Genomic DNA, 20,218 nt, shown 5'->3' with positions numbered 1-20,218 from the left:
CTCCTCGTTTAATTGCTTACGATTGCTGTTTGAATGTTTAAGCTATGTACAATAGACACTCCTTCAAACTTCAAGTACTAGCCACATCTTCTCTTTGTATCCATCAAACCGGGGTAACTTCACTAAAACCCATAATTATAAAAATGGACACAGCGATACCATAGTCGAAATTTGGTAATCGCTTGTTTGTCCATTTTTAACGTGCTGTATTATAAATTAACTGAATAGTCATTGATATTTAACATAATTCACTTTAATCACTTGTATTCTCAATACTATTTAAATATTCAATATTATATAAAAGATCTTCATCATTACTAAACATTTGCAATCCTTTTTCAAGAGTTCTTCTGGCTTCTTTAAGTTTATTTTCCATCATAAAAATGACGGCTTTTATTGAATAAATCTCTGGATCATTTTTAAGAAAATCTTCTATAATATTAAGAATGCTTTTAGCCTTCTCTAAATTGCCTATCTCAATATGTTCTTGAATTTGCCTCTTTGCTTTACCACTTTTTATTATTTCATTTATCCTTTTAGAAGCAGGTACATATTCGCCACATTTTCCATAATAACTCAAAGCTTGTCCAATATCTCCCAATACCTCATATATTACACCAAGATTATAATATGATAAATAACTGCTTGTACCAATTACCTTTTCTGTTTTTCCTATGGATTTTTTAAAATTAACAATGGCTTCTTCAAACTTCCCAATATTCATCTTTATAAGTCCTAACAAGAAATAATAATCTGCCAGATTTTTATAATAGAATTCATACTCCATGACTTTCAATGCATCTTCATATTTTCGCAGATTTAACAAAGAATAACCGTAAGTTATAACCAAATCTTGGGCATACTCCAATTTATAATCAATATCCGATTGCATAGCTTTATCAAACATTTTTATAGCGTCAACGTAGTTTTTTGTCAAATAATGTATCTTACCTAAATTATAGTATAAGTATGGATCATTAGGATTCTCCTTAATCGACTTTTCCAAAAGCTTTTTATTTCTTTCCCATTTATTTTTCCTTCTTACTTCTTCAGCCATATATCCTACGTGATCTACACTAATGCCTATATTTTGGGATTTTATTGCAATTCCATCTAAAGGTACGATTTGCTCATGAATAATTCCTTCATATTTGTAGTGTTTTCTATTAAACAGTCTAGCAATTCTGTCTCTAGATTTCTGAACTTCTTTGATTTTATCATAATAAGAAAAATTAAGTATTATTTCTATCCTGCCTATTGCTTTTTCATTTTGAGACAAAAAATTTTGCACTTGTAATTTATCAAAATGAATTAGAAACTCATCTGCATCTAACACTAAAATCCAATCATTAGTAGCTTTTGAAATCGAAAAATTTCTAGCTTTCGAAAAATCATCAACCCAATCAAAGTCGTAAACCTTATCAGTATATTTATAGGCAACTTCTTTAGTTTTATCTTTTGATCCTGTGTCAACTACTATTATTTCATCGACATAGTCACCAATACTATTTAAGCATTTATCAAGATTCGCTTCTTCATTCTTTACTATCATACATAGGCTTATTGGTATCATTTCATCACCCATTTAATCAATATTTGCATTATGAGATCACATATGGCCTTAAAACTCTTTCAATCTCTTTTTTCCATACCAAGAAACTTGGAACAATACCTTTCTCTATTTGCTCCGATACATAAGCCTCCTTACCTTGCTCATAACTCTTTATTACATTATCCATATTATACTTAATAGATGTAGTAAAAGCGGCCAAATTATTTTCTGGTAGTTCACTCTCCATGGGTTGTATAGAGTTATAGATACTATCTAAAGCATCAACTATATCTTTAATAACAACTAATGCTTCTTCGTATTTCAATTCTGTTAGTTGTACTTGTACATAATCCAATCCTTCTTTCATAGTATCTAGGAGTTCCAGTATTCTTTCTATTACTTCACGATATCTATCCATCATAATCAACCTCTCTGTGATTTTTTTTATATATCTTATAATGCCATCAGATACTTTCCATATTCTGTCTTCATCAATGGCTCTGCCAAAGCATGAAGTTGTTCTTTTGAAATAAATCCATTTCTATATGCAATTTCTTCAATACAAGCTACATATAAACCTTGCCTTTTTTGAACAGTCTGAACAAAGTTGCTGGCTTCTAACAGAGCATCATGAGTTCCTGTATCCAACCATGCAAATCCTCTTCCCAATACTTTTACTTTCAGTTTTTTATTATTCAAATATTCCTTGTTTACATCTGTGATTTCCAATTCGCCCCTGGCAGAAGGCTTTAGATTTTTCGCAATATCAACCACATTTTTATCATAAAAATACAGCCCTGGAACTGCATAGTTTGATTTAGGTTCTCTCGGCTTCTCTTCTATAGATAATACATTCCATTGATCATCAAACTCTACCACTCCATATGCTCTTGGATTATTTACATAATATCCGAATATATAAGCTCCTTCTTTTAAACTTGCAACTTCTCTCAAAATTCCAGTAAACCCATATCCATAAAATACATTATCACCTAATATTAAAGCTACTGATTCATCTTTTATAAATTCTTCTCCTATTATAAAGGCTTCTGCAATACCATTAGGTTTTAATTGCACTCTGTAAGAAAAATTCATGCCTAATTGACTGCCATCTCCTAGCAGCTCTTCATAAACAGGCAAATCCCTAGGTGTTGATATAATCAATATATCTCTTATACCAGCAAGCATTAGGACAGATAAAGGATAATAGATCATGGGTTTGTCATATATTGGAACAATCTGCTTGCTGATAGATTTTGTAATAGGGTATAAACGGGTTCCGCTTCCTCCTGCTAATATAATGCCTTTCAAAATAACTACCCTCTTTCTCTATCGATGTACATTTTCTTATAATAATCTTCATAAGCACCGGATGTAACTTCATCAAGCCACTGACTGTTCTCTAAATACCATTTCACAGTGAATTCTATTCCCTCTCCAAAAGAAGTCATAGCTCTCCATCCCAATTCATTCTTAATCTTCGTTGAGTCAATGGCATATCTTCTATCGTGCCCTTTCCTGTCTTTTACATATTTAATCTTATCTTCGCTTATTCTTTCTTTCCTGATGTCATCATCGGAAAGCAAATCTCTTAATGCATTTATAATTGTCTTAACTATATCGATATTTGTTCTTTCATTGCCTCCACCAATGTTATAAACTTGTCCTATTTGACCTTTATTCACTACCAAATCAATTGCCCGAGCATGATCTTCTACATATATCCAGTCTCTTATATTTCTTCCGTCTCCATAAACAGGTAAATCTTTTCCACTAAGACAATTATTAATCATAAGAGGTATTAGTTTTTCTGGAAATTGATAAGGGCCATAGTTATTTGAACATCTTGTGATATTAATTGGCATCTGATAGGTTTCAAAATATGATTTTACCAACAAATCTGCAGATGCTTTACTGGAAGAATAAGGGCTTCTTGGATCAAGAGGAGTAAACTCGCTAAAATAACCTGTCTCTCCTAAAGAACCGTATACCTCGTCTGTTGAAACTTGTAAAAATTTCTTTCCTTCCTCCCATTTCTCTCCCTTAAGCCATGCTTTTTTAGCTGCTTCCAGTAATACAAAAGTACCTTCAATATTGGTCCTTATAAACTCCATAGGGTTCTCTATACTTCTATCCACATGAGATTCAGCAGCAAAGTTAATCACATAATCTATATCATATTTTTGAAAAATGGAATCTACTAACTTACCGTCAGTAATATCTCCTTTAACAAAAACATAATTTTTATTATCTTCAATATCCTTCAAATTATTTAGATTTCCTGCATATGTAAGCTTGTCCAAATTTATGACAAAAATATCATCATACTTTTTCATTATATAATGGATAAAATTAGATCCAATAAACCCTGCTCCACCGGTTATAAGATAAGTCTTCAAACCAATAGCCCCCTTTATATATCATAACAAAATCCAGCTTCATTGAATGTCTTATAATTCTTATCTTTATCAGATAGCAGCAATTCTTCAACTCCACCTAAAGGCCATTTAATATCAAATGATGGGTCATTCCATGGATATCCACCTTCATCTTCGGGATGATAAAAATTAGTACATTTATATGTAAACTCAGCCTCATCAGACAAGACTAAAAAACCATGCGCAAAACCTTCAGGTATATACATTTGCCTTCCATTTTCCTCACTTAAATAACATCCATACCATTGCTTAAATGTTGATGAGTTTTTTCTCAAATCAACAGCTACATCAAATACTTCACCTTTGAGAACACGAACCAATTTCCCTTGTGGATATTTCTTCTGAAAATGCAGGCCTCTCAATACTCCTTTTTTTGATTTTGATTGATTATCCTGAACAAATCTAACATCCAGTCCTGCTTCTTTAAAAGCCTTCTCGTTATATGTTTCCATGAAATAACCTCTGTTGTCCTTAAAGATCTTTTGCTCAATAACATATAAACCTTCTATGCCTGTTTTATTAAAAACAAAATTACTCATCTATCTATCCCCTATAGCTTTAATGTATTTTTTATAAAATCTTTTAATGCCTCTTCCCAATACCTCATGTTATCACCTATGGTGCTTCTTAACATCATGTTGTCTAAACATGAATAGGAAGGACGCTTGGCTTTCCTTGCATATTGCTCAGAAGTTACCGGCTCCACAATACACCCTATACCGGCATACTCAACTATCTTGCATGCAAAATCATACCAACTGGCAATTCCATTTCCGGTACAATGGTAAATACCATACTCATCTGTAAAAGCCAACTTAAGTATGTGACCCGCTAAATCCTCCGCATTGGTTGGATTACCTATTTGGTCATTTACCACTTGCAGTTTGCCTTTTTCTTTGGCTAACCTCAAAATAGTCTTTACAAAATTACTTCCATTTTCTCCATAAAGCCATGAAGTTCTTATAATAAAATACCTGCTGCAAAATTCCCTCACATAATTTTCTCCCAATAATTTTGTTTTCCCATATACATTAATAGGACCTGGAACATCATACTCTCTATATGGCATTTTTTCACCATTTACAATAACTCCTTTACCATCAAACACATAATCTGTTGATATGTGAATAAGCTTTGCCCCAACAAATTCTGCAGCAATTGCAAGATTTCTAGGGCCTAAGGAATTTACTCGAAAAGCCTCTTCATAATTTTCTTCTGCTTGGTCAACATTTGTGTAGGCAGCACAGTTGATAATTACGTCAGGTTTTATTGCATTTATATATTCCAAAACAAAATTTTTATCTGTAATGTCAAACTCCTTTGATCTGCTTTTATCCAATATAATTTTTTCACTTGTTTCTAAAAAATAATTATTATAATCACACTCAAGACGTTTAGTTATTTCATGTCCTAATTGCCCAGTGTATCCTGTTAAAATAATTCTTTTCAATACTATCACCTGTTATTTCGTTTTTTCATACATTTTCTTTTATAATTTTGATAATCTTTTGTTGTTGCTCTAATTCAAGATTATAATATATAGGCAAACAAAGTATATTATTTGATATGTTATATGAGTTATTTGCTTCATATTCATCTACATAACTTAATGTATTTAAAGATGGATAGAAATATCTCCTAGGATAAATGTTATTTGCTTCAAGTTTTTCTTTTATTTTTAATAAAACTTTCTCAGAACTAACCACTATAGGAAAATATGAATAATTTTGGGTGCAATTTTTATTGATTACCTGCAACTTTATTTGATTTATACCAGAAAACTCATTTAAATAATTTTCATAGACTTTTTGTCTTCCTTTAATTATATTTTCTATATCATCCAAAACACAAAGTCCCATTGCTGCTTGAAACTCATTCATTTTGGCATTGATTCCTATGCCATCTATTGTATCCGGACCTGTTATGCCAAAATTAATAAGCTTACGAGCTTTATCATATAATTGATCTTCATTAATTATTAAAGCTCCTCCTTCTATAGTATGAAATACCTTAGTAGCATGAAAGCTTAATACAGATACATCTCCATAGTTAAGAATGCTTTCCCCTTTGTATTTCACACCAAATGCATGGGCAGCATCATATATAACTTTCAGATCATATTTTTGGGCTATCTTATCTATTTCTTCTACTTCACACCCATTGCCAAAAACATGAACGGGAAGAATAGCAGATGTATTCCTTGTGATCTTTTCTTCCAACTTGTTATAGTCCAAGCAAAATGTATCGGAATCTATATCTACGAATACAGGTTTAAGGCCTTCCCATACCAGACTGCTTGTAGTTGCAACAAAACTAAAAGGGGTGGTGATTACTTCACCCGTCAAATCCAAAAGTTTATAAGCTACTTGAAGTGCTAGAGTTCCATTTGATACTAAAATAATATGCTTTACTCCTAAGTATTCTTTAAGTCTTTTTTCTAATTCTTTAACCATTTGACCATTATTTGTAATCCAACCTGAATCAAATATTTTGTCTACATATTGTTTAAACTTTTCTACATCAGGTAGGTATGTTTTGGTAACATTAATCATTTTTTCACTCCTTATTGCTTATGAACAAGAATTAAATCTTCATAAGAATTAACACCGTATCTTTTGGATTCTTCTTCTGAAAACAATTCATTGTTGTTTATTATATTTAAACTAAAACCGGCATCTTCTAACCTTTTGAAAAAGTCCAATCCATAAATTCTAACATGGTCTTCCTGTCCGTAGTTTTCTAGTCTTTTTTCTTTTGATTGTATTGAATAATCTTCATATGATTTTTCTAGTACAGGTGAGTACGGTGTTTGCAAGACAGCATACCCATCTTTCTTCAATACCCGGAATAACTCCATCATAGCCTTCATGTCATCTTCTATATGTTCTAAAACATGATTGCATATAATAAAATCAAAGTATTCATTCTCAAAATGGATTTTTGTAATGTCCATCTTAATTATCTCGCTATCCATTGGATATAGATCACCGCATATATACTCCTTTGGTTTATAACTTTTTATTATTTTTCTTAAATTTGCTTCTGGAGCAATATGCAATACTCTACTTCCAGTTATCTTGCCCCATAACTTTAACCTGTCAAAATACATTTTTAGATGCCTTTCCCTATCATGACTATAGCAATAAGGACAAGAAAAATTCCTAACATCACTGCCAACTATTCTATATTTTTCTATAGACTTTGGCATTTTAACACTATAAGGTAGAAATCTTTCTACTTGATTTCCGCATATTACACATTCATGTTTATGTTTTGCTTCTTCTGCAATAATATCTATTGCATTTTTAAATGAATCAACCAAACTTTTCTTTAGACTACTATCAATCTTTTGGTGGGGAATATCTTTTAAAATAACATTATATGAGTAAAACCATTTAGTTATATAATTTATATACGCCATCTTACTGTCAATCAAACCAGTATCATAACTATCATCTATAATTTTTTTCCACTCATTAATCCCTGTATAAAAAACCTCTAAATTTTGTGAATTTTGATTACTATGTTGCCTGAAAAAACTTAATGATTCACACATATATGCAACTTTCCCTTTTTCCAGAAGTGAAAACCATGTAACCATATCAGCAATATTCATATAGTAATTGTTATTGTAATAGCCAAAACCATCTTCTAGAAGTGACTTTTTGAATAAAACAGTTGTTGGTTCTCCAATGAAGTTTATTAGTTTATCTAAACATAATAAACATAACTCATTTCCATTTATTATCGAATCTTTATCAACTATTCTCCTTGTTGAATTATCGTCTGGTAAATATTCACCATTTTCATCTATTAATTGTCTATGTGATGTTACTAAGCTAACATCATCTCTGCTTAAGAAATACCTCATCATTTTTTCTATCTTTGTAACATGAAAAATATCATCGTGGTATAAATAATTCACATATTCCCCTTTACTTCTATTAAGTAATTCATTTACATTTGTCATCCCATAATCCATTTTTTCCTTTTTATTTTTAAAGTATATAATATTTGAATATTTATTTAAATAAGGCTTAATAAATTCTTCTACCTCATTAGTTGTGCTATCATCACCAATTATTATTTCAATATTGGGATATGTTTGATTGATTGCACTTTCCAAAGCCTCTTTTAAGTACTTTGTTTGATTATATGCAGGAATGAGAATGCTAACTAAAGGTAAATCATTATTATCTTTATGCAAAATACCAATTTTATTATTCTCTTCCTTAAGCCAATCATAGTATTTCTTAAAGTTCTCATATTCTTCTGACTTAAAGCCTGCCTCATCTAACGGCTTGATTATATTTTCTTCACCATATTTAATAAATTTCCTCACAGTGTAAATATACTTATCATCATCTGATAGAAAACCTTTTTCTCTTCCTGTGATAACTTGATGTATATAATCTGTATAGCCTTTTAGAAGTATACCCAGATTATGCTGCTGTTGCCCTTCGTGAACTCTAAAATAGCTTAATACTTCATTAATGTATACTGCTTTTCCCATAGATAAAAGATTAAGCCATGAAGCTTGATCAACATTGCAACCATACTTTCGTCCATTGAATACACCAAATGGCTCCATAAGTTTATCTTTTCTAAATAACGCTGTTGTTGGCTCACCTATACAATTATAGATATTCATTAATATAAAATCGCCAAGTTCTATTCCATCAATAACCTTATCCTCATCAAATATTCTATCTGTACCTCTAAATATCTCTTTTATTTCACCATTACCATCTATTACAGCTCTATGCGATGTTACTAAAGTAATCTCTTGTTTATCATCAAAAATAAAGTAATTCATCATTTTTTCTATTTTAGTTTCTTCAAATAAGTCGTCATCCATTAGAAAGTTAATATACTCGCCTTGTGCCATCTCATATAGCTTAATATCATTATCAAATTGCCCCAGATTCTTCTCATTGTGATAGTATTTGATATTACTATATTTATTTAAATAATTATTCTTCATTAGGCACTCTGTTTCATCATTTGTACTATCATCGCCCACTATAATTTCAATATTTTTATATGTTTGATTCAAAGCACTTTCTAAAGCCAGCCTAAAGTATTCAGGACGATTATATGTAGGTATAAGAATACTTACTAATGGAAAAATATCTTTTGAATACTCTTCTAAAAATAATTTCCTATAATCTTCATATCTATTTTTAACATTTACAATACCACAATCATGTATCACCCAAGGGGATACTTGATTAGGAATGGCTACATCATAACCCGCTTTAATAAATTCTATACTTTGCGACAAATCATAAAAATGCCATCCATCAAATATATCTTGGCGCCATGGTATATCATATTGCGTAATCATAGTAAGTCCATCTATTGCTTGAACAGTTTCATAAGCGTTTTTTACTTCTTCAAAACTTAATAAACTGACTTTACCAGCATGGTTGTCATAAACTTTTCCATACTTATTCTTTGATTCCCACCATACTCCATTGGTTGGAATAACCTTAGCACCAACTACTCCTAACATACCTATTTTTTCATTGCTTTTAAATATATTTAATATATCCTTTATAAATGACCTGTTAATTATATACACATCTTGATGCAAGTATACTTTGTATTTTGCATCAGAAGCTTTCATTGCTTCATAATATCCTCTCGCCATGGATTCAGCATTTTCTACAGAAATACATTCAACTTCATATCCTTCCGGTATTTCCAGTTGATTAATATAATAGAGGGCTTCTCTATATAGCTGTTGATTATTGACACAACTTATAAAGCATATTTTGTTATTATTCATTATACTGCCTCCTCTATTTGCTGCTTAAGTTGCTGCAACTCTATATCCTCAGTAACATTAATTCTCTCTAAAAAATCTAAAGCAAGCTTATTTTCATTTATTTGATGCAACACATAAGAAATATTGTAAATAGTATCAGTATTTTTACTATCCAACCTAAATGCTTCTTTTAACAGATATAAAGCTTTTTCAACGAAATTAAATTGATAGTAAGTTATTCCGACAATATTAAATAAATTTACTTTATCAATTCCATATTTTAAGATAAGATTTTTCAATTCTTCAACTTCTATACTATAATTGCCAATAATCATTCTTAATCGTTCTAAATTATTCTCAAACTCTATATTATTATCTAGTCTTCTAATAATATTTAGATATTCTCCTTTTACATCAATACCATCATTAAATAAACTATAATCCATATTATCTAGGTCTTCTTTTTTATAAAAGGTAAGCTTCATATCATCTGACGATTCTACGGTACAATGTTTTTCCATAGAAAATATTCTTTGCCCGTTAACTTGAATTATCTCAAATTTAAAATCTCCTAATACATCTAGCAACTTCTTCTTTAATTTATTACTTAATGTCACTTCCCCTTGATATAAACAAATAAGCGCTTTCCCTTCATCCATTAAGTGACCTTTTACATTCGCTAAAATTTCTATAATGCTTGCTTCATCCTTTTGTGGCTCAGTAATAATAATGTAATCAAATGCATTTTTCTTAAATGCTTCTATATCTTTCAATTTTCCAATCTCTATATGAGCAAAGTGGTTAGTATTCACAATGGCTTCTTTTATAGTGTCTATTCCATATAATTTGGCTGAAGGAATGGCATTTTTTATATCTAGAAGTGTTCCACCGCCAGCGCATCCTATATGCAAAACTTTAATATCATCTTTTTTGCATTCTTTATATATAAGCTCTGTTATCTCTTTTTTAATTTCAATTATATGATAAGGATCAAATCCCCATTTTTTTGCAAACTTCTCTCTATTCTTCATCAGTAGTTCTCTATATTCTTTAGAAACCTTACCAAAGGATGCACTCCCAAAATGATGAATGAAGCTATCTTTGCATAGCATAAGCTTATAGCCTGCTTTTCTTATCCTGAAAGAATAATCGTCATCTTCAAAATTACCTGGAGTAAATATTTCATCCATCAGGCCTACTTTTTGCACTACTTCATTTTTTATAAGCATACAGAAGCCAACTAGTCTTAATCTCTCTTCCCATAAAGAATTATTGCTTATGTTATTACTTTCTGCAAAACGGATCATCTCATCCAAATTAGAATAATTAACAGGTATTGCTTGATAATTGGAACAAGAATTAGTTATAGCTCCTACTGCCCCTATATCTTTACTGCTATACAAACATTTTCTCAAATTATTCAGCCAATTAGGTGTAACTATGACATCATTATTCAACAATATAATGTCATTATTCTCCTTTGCTGCTTGTATCCCTTGGTTGCATCCCTTAGGGAAACCATAATTCTCATCATTTAGTATCAACTTTAAGTCTTTCTGCTCTTTTAACCAATCCACTGTCCCATCTGTAGAATGATTATCTACTACAATAATCTCATATGTACCTTTTTGAGTATACTTTCTTATGCTGTCTATACACAACTTGGTATATTCAAGATTATTGTACGTCAATATAATTATGCTTGTATTCGGAATTGTTGTCTCTGATGATATCAGTTGGTCATCTCTGGGATTTAATTCTTGTAATATTCTGTATATTTCATCTGCATCATTTTTTTCTTTAGCATATTTAAAAGCTTTTTCATAATGGTATATAGCCATTTGATTATCGCCATTCATCTGATATAAATAAGCTAGATTATATTGTAAATCAAAACTTGTTTCATCAATTTTCAAACCTTCCTTAAAAGCCATCTCTGCTTCTTTCATATCACCTTCCATCATTGCAACAACTCCTTTGATGGAAAAGATATCTACATCATTTCCTACAATACTTTCATATTCTTTAATAGCTTCTTTAGCTTCCTTTATCATTCCATTTTCGATTAATAGTTGTATATTATCTTTTATTTCATTTTTAAACTTATAAAAATCCTCACTGCTTAATAATTCTGAGTTTACTGAAGTACCTTCGCTTCCTTTGTGGCTTGATAAATCTTTTTCCAACTGATTTAATTCTTCCAGCCTATTTTCTTCTCTTAATAAATATTTCAACTCCTCTAATCCTTGTCTAGTGACATTATGCTCATCAAATACAGCTTCTTTGTACTTAGCTATTGCTTCTTCTTTCTTTTTTTCTAGAAGAAGCACCTTTGCCCATTCAATCTTTGGCAAAAAACTGCCTGCTCCATACTTTGTAATACCCTTTTCATATTCTCCTAAATCTATAGCTTTCTTAAAATTTTTTACTGCCAAAGAGTAGTTTTTTCTTTTAGCATGAGCTATACCCCAGTAATAATATATATCTGGTATTTGTCCAATTATTGGGTCACTAACTACATTCTTTATAAATTCAATTGCCATTTTATATTTTTTCTCCATAAGCATGCACTGCAAAAGTCTTAAGACCAAATCATTGTGAAAAGCCATCCTGGTTTTATTGCTAAGTTTATGGGCTTTTATAAAATCATCAATAGCTGTGTCATAATTTCCTTCACACATTTCCATGACACCCTTATTGTACCAATGAAAAGATACTTCTGAATTTTCATCTATCTGGTTCTTAATAATGCTCATATTCCTATCCTGTTTATTTTTTTCTTTAAATACGGATTCTGTATAACCATAATGATATATTTTACATATATTCCCATCTATAATATCACCTAAATAACTCCTACCATTAACAAAAATCTGTTCATGAATAGCTCCACTATACATCGGATTCTCATTTTTATAAAGCCTAATCATGGTTGAAGAAATAATAATATTATACCTGTCCATAATATTATAAATTGGGATTATATATGCTTTATCTTCTCTGCTTTCCAGAAATCTCTCAAGCTTTTCCCTATCGCAAAAAATTCTCTCATCTGCATCTAATACTAATATCCAATCTCCAGTTGCATATTCTATAGATTTATTTCTGGCTTTGCTGAAATCATTTTCCCACTCATATTGGATAATTTTAACTTTCTCATTTTCTCCATAATTATCTAATAAAAGCTTCATAGTGTTATCTGTAGATCCGGTATCTACCACTATAGCCTCATCTACTACTTTTAAAGCTCTATCTAAACAATTAACAATGTTTTTCTCTTCATTTTTTACTATCATACAAAGGCTTATTCTCATCTGCATACCACCTTGCTTCTATAATTATAATGCCACTATATAATATATCGACACTTTTATTGATGGCTTAAAGATTTTCGACAAATAAATTACTTAAATAAATTTCCTATTTTTAATTTTATATAAAAAAAGAACCGGAGGAAAATTCTCCGGTTCTTTATAGAACTGATTATCTCAATAATTGCAACACTGTTTGTGGAGCTTGATTTGCTTGAGCAAGTATAGATGTTGCTGCTTGTTGTAGAATGTTCTGTCTTGTGAATTCCATCATTTCCTTAGCCATGTCTACATCTCTAATTCTTGATTCTGCAGCCTGTAAGTTTTCTGCTGTGTTATCAAGATTCTTGATAGTATGCTCTAATCTGTTCTGGATAGCTCCTAATTTGGATCTCTGTACAGAAACTTTTTCTATTGCAGTATCAATATCCTTTATCTTAGCTGTGATCGCATTAGCGTCTCCATTTGAAACAGCAGCAGCAATACCGCTAACTCCTATCTCAGATGCACTCATATTTCCTATTGTGAAGGAAATGAACTGACCACAGTTTGCTCCAACCTGAAGATTTATTTCTGAAGTTGCAAAGCTTCCAGACAATAGTGTCTTTTTGTTGAACTCAGTTTTTTCAGTAATAGCAGTTATTTCTTTTTCCAATTCTGCTAACTCTTCATTTATTCTAATTCTTTCTTCTGTTGTATTAGTATCATTTGCTGCTTGAACTACTAATTCTCTCATTCTCTGTAGCATTTCGTGTGTCTCAGTTAAAGCACCTTCTGCTACCTGTATTAAAGAGATACCATCTTGAGCATTCTTAGAAGCCATGTTAAGACCTCTGATCTGTGATCTCATCTTTTCAGAAATTGAAAGACCAGCAGCATCATCGCCTGCTCTGTTGATTCTGTAACCAGAGCTCAATTTCTCCATTGATTTTGATGCTGAAGTGTTTGTAATGCTCAATTGTCTATGAGTGTTCATTGCCATTAAATTGTTGTTAATTCTCATTTTTTCTTCCTCCTTGAATTTTAATTTATCCGGATTCCTTTCCGGAATTTATGTGCAAAGTTGCATCTCCTCTACATGGGCCCTATGTTTTAGAGATTTATTCATTGCTTTTGTTTATATTATCGGCTAGTATTTTATAGAACTTTATACTTTTTTAAAAAATTTTGCGGTTAATTTTATTTTTTTGTAGATTTTTTGATATACTAGCACCCGCAAGGGCTGTCACTGCAAAGCTTTTCATATCATTACTTTTTCATAACTTTGGCAAGAGCTTCCAAATCCACCTTTGATTCGGCGGAATGGATGTTTTCTTCTTTCACTTGTTCCAAAAGCTCCTTACGTAATACTTTCATGTTCTTGGGTGCTCTAACACCTATTTTAACCTTGTCTTCTGCTATTTCTGTAACAATTATTTCTATGTCATCGCCAATGAGTATTGCTTCATCTTTCTTTCTCGACAATACCAGCATTACACATCCCCCTTAAAAACCTGATGTTTCATGCTGTAATTGTCTCCATCCAAAAGCTCCTGTATTCCTTTGTTGTTCTTCACATTTATTACTATGGGAGCCCTCAGATTGGCTGTCATTTTTTTAAAGTCTTCAGGTATATTTAATATTGCTAAAGTTATAGCATCTTCTGGTTTTTCTAGTTCCAGCTTTTCTACAGCTTCATCGCTTAAATCAAAGCTATAGTCTCCCACTATAGTGGCAGGAGGCAGAGTAATGAAACATAGACTCCATTCGTCTATTGATTGAAGGAATGTGAAACCCACTTCCTCATCATTGATTAGCACATATCGCTCATATTCAGGAAAACCTGGGATTCCTTCAACAAAATTTATAATTTGCTTTTCTTCTACTTCTATTTCACCAAAAAACTTGGTTTTTATTTTCACGGCTTAAGCCTCCTTAATTAATAAAATCCACCAGGGATAAGCTTATTATCTTTGCACCTACAGACAAGGCAGCATTATAAACATTCTGCTGCATTTGGAGATTCATTATGGCTTCAGCCATATCTACATCTTCGTTCTTGGACAAGAGTCCTTTTAAGTTTATATTGTCATCCTCTATTCTGTTTAATGTTAATTCCAATCTATTTGTTTTAACTCCTATTTCTGCTCTCACAGCGTTAAGATTTGCTATATGGGCATCTATCCTGGAAAGAGCTTTGCTTATGCCTTCAGAATTGTTTGAATTCAAATCTTTTACAAGCTGATCAATAACGCCCAGTAGTTGAGTAGCACTTCCTGATTCTACCCTATCGCCAATGTAAACGCTTTCCTTTGCTGTATTAAATCCAATTGAATCCATGAGCTTACTGCTTGATGAAGAATCTGATGTTATCAATCCAGATCCATTTGCTGGCGACAGAGTTATTGGCAACTGTGAGTAAAAAGATATATTTGTACCATCATTGGAGACAATAATCTTACCTCTAAGTGCTAGTTCAGAATCAATAGCTGATTGCAAAGCTTGAGTAAAATCATCTATTGAATAACTGCCTTGAGGAAGCTTAATGGTTATTGGTGAGCCATCACCAAGTTTAATATCAAATCTATCATTAGTTGTAGTTATAGTTGGAGATACGCTTGCAAAGTTACCTTTCATTCCATAAACCAGCTCAAAAGCTTGATCTGCATAGAATCTAATGCTTCCATTTTCTTCTGTCACATTAACATAGCCTTTTAGCTCAGGTATACTGTTTATTTTGCTCTGAATGTCTTTTATCAAATCATTAAATGTCTTGGTTGTACCATAACCATATTCTTCTTCAGATAAGTTTATGGAATAGATTTTGTCTCCATATTTTATATAAAGCTGGTTTTCAGGTGCTGATATAGATATCTTATCATTAAATAAATCCAGCTTGCCTCCTTCTGCGGCATAAGCAGCTTTTGCACCTTTAAGACCACTACCGTTAACACTACTATTATCAAATCCCAATTGATCAAAGTCGGAAGTAGCTTCCAATTTAAATTGCTTATCTGCTGTTATTGCAAACTGCCCATCTTTTACAGATAATGACACATGTCCTGCCAAGCCGGGGATCTCTGCCAACTTCTTGTTAAAATCATATATGAATTCTTTATCTTCTGTACTCTTATATTCTCTATCCATTGTTATGGTATATGTGTTATCACCGTAATATATAGTAAAGTTGGCGGCTGCTGTAGTTCCAGCAAAATCATCGGAAGCTTTCAACAGGTATGTTGTAGAACCATTGAATACTCCCTGATCAATATCGTCAAGATCTGATACTGTAACCTTTGTCAGTACTGCATTCTGATCTTTTTCCATTCCCATGATATCTTTTACATCCATGGTTGTGCTGTTTTCTATGTTAAAGCCTCTTGGTCCCTTCAATACTACCTTTCCATCCTCTAAAGAAGCTTTAATTAACTGATTTAAAGCAGGAGTAGTTGCGGGAGATGCGCTGGCTATTGCATCATTCAGATCCTGAACAAATCTCAATCCATCTATTGAAGTATATTTTTCTTCAGGCATGGTAATAGTATACTGGGTTCCATTATAGCTTATAACCAATTTATTATTTGAACTGTCAAAAGATACACCTTTGAATTCACTTATACCTTTCAATACATACTCTTCATATGTAGTTGTTGACATGCTGCCGAAAATTCGCTGCCCCAAAATATTCATGCCGATTCTATCATTTACTCCAACATTGACCTCGATTATCTCTCCGCCGCTAAGTATCCCTCCATCCAAATCATAGGTCCCATCTGCATTAAGAAGGGCTTTATCTGTCTTAAAACCAGAAAATAGATAGCTACCGGCGTATGTGGTATTGCCAACGCTTATCAGTTCATTTTTTAACTCTGCAATCTCATCGGCAATCTTCTTTCTGTCTTGTTCGGAATAGGTTCCCGTAGATCCTTGCACTGTCAACTCTCTTATTCTCTGCATTACGGATATTGCATTGTTAACAGCTTGCTCACTGCTTTGAAGCCATGAGTCACAATCTTGTGTATTCCTCTTATATTGTTGCATATTGACTATCTCAGTAGTCAATCGAAGGCTTCTTGTGACACCAATAGGATCATCGGAAGGCCTGAGGAATTTTCTTTGTGAAGACAGCATTTGCTGGGATTTATCCATTTTAGTGTAATTTTTATATAGATTTCTCAATAAATTGTTTACCATCATGTTATTGGTAACACGCATAAAATCACCTCACTATCTTCCTACCAAACCTAGTTTATTGATGGTGGTGTCCAATATGGCATCCAAAGTGGTTACCATTCTAGCAGAAGCATTATATGCTTCAGAAAATTTCACCATGTTTCCCATTTCTTCATCCAACAGAACCCCAGATACAGACATTCTCCTGTTTTCTGTATCTGCTATAAGGACTTGGGAGTTTATTGACATTCTTTTCGCATGCTCAGCGTCTACTGCAAGAGATGACAATAATGCTTTTACAAAATCATCAGGCGTTCCCTTGGTGGAACTAAACATATCAGTCTTATTCTTCAATTCGATAATATTCTTTAGATTTTCATTATTGCTTTCTCCTCCCATATCGGAGGAAGCTGCTATCAAATTCGCATCTGCCAACAATGCACCGTATACGGCAAAGTTGAGGCAATTGATATTATCAGGATTCCCATCAGGAACATCAAAAAAGTTTCCTCCTGCCTTACCATTAAAGTCAATACCCTTTCTATGTATTTCATTGACCTTGTTTGAAAATTCTCTTGCAAACTCATTGAGTTTTTCCAGATAATAAGGCAATCCTCTATAATTCAGTCCAACGCCGTTTCCATCTCTAACGTCCAAGAGACCCTTTAGTTCTCCTGATTGAATTTTTACTTCCTGACTCTCTAGCCCCTTCCATACGATCTTGGCCATCTTTCCTGCTCCAAGGTCACTTATGCCTGGCACATCTTCCTCAACATAAGCCATTTCGCTATAGTTTGTATGATCAACCAATGTTATGCCGCCAATCTTTATGTTGAGGTATTCATTGTTATTTTTATCTTTTGTGGTACTTACGCTTATATCTATTATCTTGGAAAGCTTGTCAATAAGAACATTTCTCTGATCTCTTAGATCATTGGCTTGAGAATCCCCCAGTTCCATATTAAATATTTGTTTGTTTATGGCTGCTATCTGAAAAGCAAGAGAATTTATTTCATCCACCTTGCTTTTAACCTCTTCATTAACTTCTCTTATGGCGCTGATTATTTCATTTCCATGCCTATTTACAGTTTTAGCCAATGTATTGGCTGTTTCAACTACAGCTATGCGTCTTGTAGAATCCCCTGTTTTTTTAGCAAGTTCATCTAAAGCAACAAAAAACTCATCAATAACCTGTCTAAGACCTGTATCAGATGGTTCATTGAAAATGGATTCAAGGCTTTCAAGGCTCTGTTGCTTTATCCCCCATTGCCCTACAGCCCTGTTCTGAGTCCAATATTTCTTATCCAAAAACTCATTTCTGATTCTTACAATATTATAGGTCTCTACACCAGTACCTATAATGCCTCTTGGATCTCCCCATATGGGCGTAGAAGCTCTCTGCTTTACCACCTGCCGAGAATACCCTTCTGTTTCCGCATTTGCTATATTGTGGCTGATAACATCCAGGGCTTTGCGGCTGGCAAAGAGCCCGCTATTTGCTGTATTTAAGCTACCAAATGTAGTTCTCATCTAACGCACACCTACCTTCCAACTATTCCTAACCTATTCACTACTATATCAATCATTTCGTCCATTACATTCACCATTCTGGCTGACGCATTATAAGAATGCTCAAACCTTATAAGATTGGTCATCTCTTCATCAAGAGAAACGCCCATAATACCTCCTCTTTTGTTCTCCAACTCTGTATTCACGGAGTTATGAGCTTCTACATTAATGGATGCTTCCAATCCAACTTTACCTAAGTCTAAAATGATATTCCTGTAGTATTCGTCAAAATCATATTTGGCCTGTGATATATCATATTTAGTATCTCCAAAAACCTTTTTGTCCCTGATCTCCAGTATTTTCAGAGCTATCACATTATCTTCATAGTTGTAAGGTGGCGGATTCAAAGCAGCAGCAATATTGTCATAGTCATTCAATTCAGGATTGAATGCGATATTGGACATATCAATATAATCACTGGTTGGATCCCCACTATTTATGAAAAACTTTCTTTGTATATCATCACTTACACCGTAACCGGTAATATGGATGCTGTTTACTTCTGCTGCCAAACCCTTTATCATTTCATCCAATCTGGACCTAAAACTGTCTACAAGTTCATCTCTTGTATAAAATAAAGCTTTTATCCTACCGCCACTTATTTCTACTGCCTGGTTATCTCTTTCCCATACCAGCTTTATCAATCCGTTTTTTGATGGATCAGGTACTGCTTTAAGTTGTTCCACATGCTTCCCATCCACTACAGCTCTGCCTTCTATCATTACGGTGACAGATTTGCCATCAACCACCTGAAGATCTACTAATTGGGAAAGCTCATCCAAAAGAAGATTCCTCTCATCTCTAAAATCACTGGCAACTGCTCCATTTGCTTCAACCTTAATGATCAGATCATTAAGCTCTCCAATTCTCTTTGTGATTTCATTAATTCTGTCTACATTTTCCATTATTTCCTTATCTTTATCTGCTCTATAATCCTTGAGAAGCTGATCCGTGTTTTTTATGGATTCTACTAATGCTATAGCGCTTTCTTTCACCAGAGCTCTTGAAGTAAGTCTTCCTGTTGGCTTGGACAACTGTTCCCATGCATCCCAGAAATTATTCATGGCAGTTTGTATTCCTTCATCTGTATAATCATTAAAAATACCTTCCAAATCTTCCACTCCAGTTAGGAGAGCCTCCCAATAACCCAATTCTTTATTATTCTTTCTAACTTTAGCATCTAAAAATTCATCTCTATACTGTGTTATAAGAATAATATCTACTCCAGTACCTTTGCTCATTTTTGTTCCAGCACTGGTATAGCCTACCTGCACAGGAGATGAGGAAGAATGTATTGCGATTTGTCTAGAATATCCTGGTGTATTTACATTGCTAATATTGTGTCCTGTAGTATCAAGTGATCTCTGTTGAGCAAAAATACCTGATACTGCAATACTTAATCCGCCAAATGAACTCATATAATACC

Annotated in this window: 15 protein-coding genes; all 15 read right to left on the bottom strand. The window is 32.8% G+C overall.

Translation table 11 applies throughout. From position 1 onward, the window contains the following. Positions 1–253: 253 nt before the first annotated feature. The 15 genes from BUB48_RS00340 to flgK (BUB48_RS00265) all read right to left on the bottom strand — a co-directional run bounded on the left by BUB48_RS00340 (position 254) and on the right by flgK (BUB48_RS00265) (position 20,210). Positions 254–1,573, bottom strand: a complete 1,320-nt coding sequence (locus BUB48_RS00340; RefSeq protein ID WP_073023350.1) for a tetratricopeptide repeat-containing glycosyltransferase family 2 protein — start codon at positions 1,571–1,573, stop codon at positions 254–256. Positions 1,574–1,601: 28 nt separating this feature from the next. Further along, positions 1,602–1,973 carry a hypothetical protein gene (locus tag BUB48_RS00335; protein ID WP_073023348.1) on the bottom strand — a complete coding sequence of 124 codons (372 nt, stop codon included), beginning with the start codon at positions 1,971–1,973 and terminating at the stop codon, positions 1,602–1,604. A 32-nt stretch (positions 1,974–2,005) separates the two neighbouring features. Beyond that, entirely contained in the window at positions 2,006–2,863 is an 858-nt protein-coding gene (gene rfbA, locus BUB48_RS00330) for a glucose-1-phosphate thymidylyltransferase RfbA (RefSeq protein WP_073023346.1), read from the bottom strand. 5 nt (positions 2,864–2,868) lie between these two features. Beyond that, positions 2,869–3,951, bottom strand: coding sequence for a dTDP-glucose 4,6-dehydratase (gene rfbB, locus BUB48_RS00325; protein ID WP_073023344.1), 1,083 nt, complete (start codon positions 3,949–3,951; stop codon positions 2,869–2,871). Between the two features lie 14 nt (positions 3,952–3,965). Next, on the bottom strand, positions 3,966–4,529 hold the full coding sequence (gene rfbC, locus BUB48_RS00320) for a dTDP-4-dehydrorhamnose 3,5-epimerase (RefSeq protein WP_073023342.1): 564 nt from the start codon (positions 4,527–4,529) through the stop codon (positions 3,966–3,968). Positions 4,530–4,540: 11 nt separating this feature from the next. Continuing rightward, positions 4,541–5,440 carry a dTDP-4-dehydrorhamnose reductase gene (gene rfbD, locus BUB48_RS00315; RefSeq protein ID WP_073023340.1) on the bottom strand — a complete coding sequence of 300 codons (900 nt, stop codon included), beginning with the start codon at positions 5,438–5,440 and terminating at the stop codon, positions 4,541–4,543. Positions 5,441–5,465: 25 nt separating this feature from the next. Continuing rightward, positions 5,466–6,542 (bottom strand): DegT/DnrJ/EryC1/StrS family aminotransferase, encoded by a 1,077-nt coding sequence (locus tag BUB48_RS00310; protein ID WP_073023338.1) that lies wholly within the window; start codon positions 6,540–6,542, stop codon positions 5,466–5,468. A gap of 11 nt (positions 6,543–6,553) precedes the next feature. Next, positions 6,554–9,781 carry a glycosyltransferase gene (locus BUB48_RS00305; RefSeq protein ID WP_073023336.1) on the bottom strand — a complete coding sequence of 1,076 codons (3,228 nt, stop codon included), beginning with the start codon at positions 9,779–9,781 and terminating at the stop codon, positions 6,554–6,556. Then, on the bottom strand, positions 9,781–13,074 hold the full coding sequence (locus tag BUB48_RS17440) for a glycosyltransferase (RefSeq protein WP_175548313.1): 3,294 nt from the start codon (positions 13,072–13,074) through the stop codon (positions 9,781–9,783). Before BUB48_RS17440 ends, BUB48_RS00305 begins: the two co-directional genes overlap by 1 nt. Positions 13,075–13,243: 169 nt before the next feature. Beyond that, on the bottom strand, positions 13,244–14,074 hold the full coding sequence (locus BUB48_RS00290; protein WP_073023334.1) for a flagellin N-terminal helical domain-containing protein: 831 nt from the start codon (positions 14,072–14,074) through the stop codon (positions 13,244–13,246). Between the two features lie 245 nt (positions 14,075–14,319). Next, the gene (gene csrA / locus BUB48_RS00285) at positions 14,320–14,544 is read right to left on the bottom strand and encodes a carbon storage regulator CsrA (protein WP_073023332.1); all 225 of its coding nucleotides are present in this window, start codon (positions 14,542–14,544) and stop codon (positions 14,320–14,322) included. Next, positions 14,544–14,972, bottom strand: a complete 429-nt coding sequence (fliW, locus tag BUB48_RS00280) for a flagellar assembly protein FliW (protein ID WP_073023330.1) — start codon at positions 14,970–14,972, stop codon at positions 14,544–14,546. The genes csrA and fliW overlap by 1 nt, the downstream gene beginning before the upstream one ends. A gap of 13 nt (positions 14,973–14,985) precedes the next feature. Then, positions 14,986–17,265 carry a flagellar hook-associated protein FlgL gene (gene flgL, locus BUB48_RS00275; protein WP_073023328.1) on the bottom strand — a complete coding sequence of 760 codons (2,280 nt, stop codon included), beginning with the start codon at positions 17,263–17,265 and terminating at the stop codon, positions 14,986–14,988. A 12-nt stretch (positions 17,266–17,277) separates the two neighbouring features. Further along, complete coding sequence (gene flgK / locus BUB48_RS00270; protein ID WP_073023326.1) at positions 17,278–18,753, bottom strand: flagellar hook-associated protein FlgK; 1,476 nt, start codon at positions 18,751–18,753, stop codon at positions 17,278–17,280. Between the two features lie 11 nt (positions 18,754–18,764). Next, complete coding sequence (gene flgK, locus BUB48_RS00265; RefSeq protein WP_073023324.1) at positions 18,765–20,210, bottom strand: flagellar hook-associated protein FlgK; 1,446 nt, start codon at positions 20,208–20,210, stop codon at positions 18,765–18,767. Positions 20,211–20,218 lie beyond the last annotated feature (8 nt).

The organism is Lutispora thermophila DSM 19022 (genome assembly GCF_900142105.1).
Classification (GTDB): domain Bacteria; phylum Bacillota; class Clostridia; order Lutisporales; family Lutisporaceae; genus Lutispora; species Lutispora thermophila.
Note: the sequence above shows the minus strand (reverse complement) of the source record. Positions and strands in the feature narration are given on the sequence as shown.

Bases quoted from the DNA above. Each gene is read 5' to 3' on its own strand.
- BUB48_RS00310 (WP_073023338.1), bottom strand. From the start codon at position 6,542: ATGATTAATGTTACCAAAACATACCTACCTGATGTAGAAAAGTTTAAA.
- flgK (WP_073023324.1), bottom strand. From the start codon at position 20,210: ATGAGTTCATTTGGCGGATTAAGTATTGCAGTATCAGGTATTTTTGCT.
- BUB48_RS00290 (WP_073023334.1), bottom strand. From the start codon at position 14,074: ATGAGAATTAACAACAATTTAATGGCAATGAACACTCATAGACAATTG.
- BUB48_RS00305 (WP_073023336.1), bottom strand. From the start codon at position 9,781: ATGAATAATAACAAAATATGCTTTATAAGTTGTGTCAATAATCAACAG.
- BUB48_RS00335 (WP_073023348.1), bottom strand. From the start codon at position 1,973: ATGATGGATAGATATCGTGAAGTAATAGAAAGAATACTGGAACTCCTA.
- BUB48_RS17440 (WP_175548313.1), bottom strand. From the start codon at position 13,074: ATGAGAATAAGCCTTTGTATGATAGTAAAAAATGAAGAGAAAAACATT.
- flgK (WP_073023326.1), bottom strand. From the start codon at position 18,753: ATGAGAACTACATTTGGTAGCTTAAATACAGCAAATAGCGGGCTCTTT.
- BUB48_RS00340 (WP_073023350.1), bottom strand. From the start codon at position 1,573: ATGATACCAATAAGCCTATGTATGATAGTAAAGAATGAAGAAGCGAAT.
- rfbC (WP_073023342.1), bottom strand. From the start codon at position 4,529: ATGAGTAATTTTGTTTTTAATAAAACAGGCATAGAAGGTTTATATGTT.
- flgL (WP_073023328.1), bottom strand. From the start codon at position 17,265: ATGCGTGTTACCAATAACATGATGGTAAACAATTTATTGAGAAATCTA.
- csrA (WP_073023332.1), bottom strand. From the start codon at position 14,544: ATGCTGGTATTGTCGAGAAAGAAAGATGAAGCAATACTCATTGGCGAT.